A 1,382-nucleotide genomic window follows, 5' to 3' on the forward strand; every position below is an offset into this window, starting at 1 on the left:
TACCTTGTTACGACTTAGTCCTAATCACCGATCCCACCTTCGACAGCTCCCTCCGTGAGGTTAGGCCACTGGCTTCGGGTGTTACCGACTTTCATGACTTGACGGGCGGTGTGTACAAGGCCCGGGAACGTATTCACCGTAGCGTTGCTGATCTACGATTACTAGCGACTCCGACTTCATGAGGTCGAGTTGCAGACCTCAATCCGAACTGAGACCGGCTTTTTGGGATTCGCTCCACCTTACGGTATTGCAGCCCATTGTACCGGCCATTGTAGCATGCGTGAAGCCCAAGACATAAGGGGCATGATGATTTGACCTCATCCCCACCTTCCTCCGAGTTGACCCCGGCAGTATCCCATGAGTTCCCACCATTACGTGCTGGCAACATAGGACGAGGGTTGCGCTCGTTGCGGGACTTAACCCAACATCTCACGACACGAGCTGACGACAACCATGCACCACCTGTATACGAGTGTCCAAAGAGTTCGCTGTCTCCAGCGCGTTCTCGTATATGTCAAGCCTTGGTAAGGTTCTTCGCGTTGCATCGAATTAATCCGCATGCTCCGCCGCTTGTGCGGGCCCCCGTCAATTCCTTTGAGTTTTAGCCTTGCGGCCGTACTCCCCAGGCGGGGAACTTAATGCGTTAGCTACGACACGGAGACCGTGGAATGGTCCCCACATCTAGTTCCCAACGTTTACGGCATGGACTACCAGGGTATCTAAGCCTGTTTGCTCCCCATGCTTTCGCTCCTCAGCGTCAGTTACGGCCCAGAGATCTGCCTTCGCCATCGGTGTTCCTCCTGATATCTGCGCATTCCACCGCTACACCAGGAATTCCAATCTCCCCTACCGCACTCTAGTCTGCCCGTACCCACTGCAAGCCCGAGGTTGAGCCTCGGGTTTTCACAGCAGACGTGACAAACCGCCTACGAGCTCTTTACGCCCAATAATTCCGGACAACGCTTGCACCCTACGTATTACCGCGGCTGCTGGCACGTAGTTAGCCGGTGCTTTTTCTGCAGGTACCGTCACTTTCGCTTCTTCCCTGCTAAAAGAGGTTTACAACCCGAAGGCCTTCGTCCCTCACGCGGCGTTGCTGCATCAGGCTTGCGCCCATTGTGCAATATTCCCCACTGCTGCCTCCCGTAGGAGTCTGGGCCGTGTCTCAGTCCCAGTGTGGCCGGTCACCCTCTCAGGCCGGCTACCCGTCGTCGTCTTGGTGAGCCATTACCTCACCAACTAACTGATAGGCCGTGAGCTGATCCTTGACCGAAGTTCTTTCCACGACCAGGAGATGCCTCCGATCGTCGTATCCGGTATTAGACGCCGTTTCCAGCGCTTATCCCAGAGTCAAGGGCACATTGCTCACGTATTACTCACCC

General features: G+C 55.4%; 1 rRNA gene. It reads right to left on the reverse strand.

What is annotated here, in order from left to right:
* A 16S ribosomal RNA gene (locus ABD106_RS14505) occupies nucleotides 1-1,382 on the reverse strand; the annotation flags it as partial.

Source organism: Agrococcus citreus, from assembly GCF_039527715.1.
GTDB lineage: Bacteria > Actinomycetota > Actinomycetes > Actinomycetales > Microbacteriaceae > Agrococcus > Agrococcus citreus.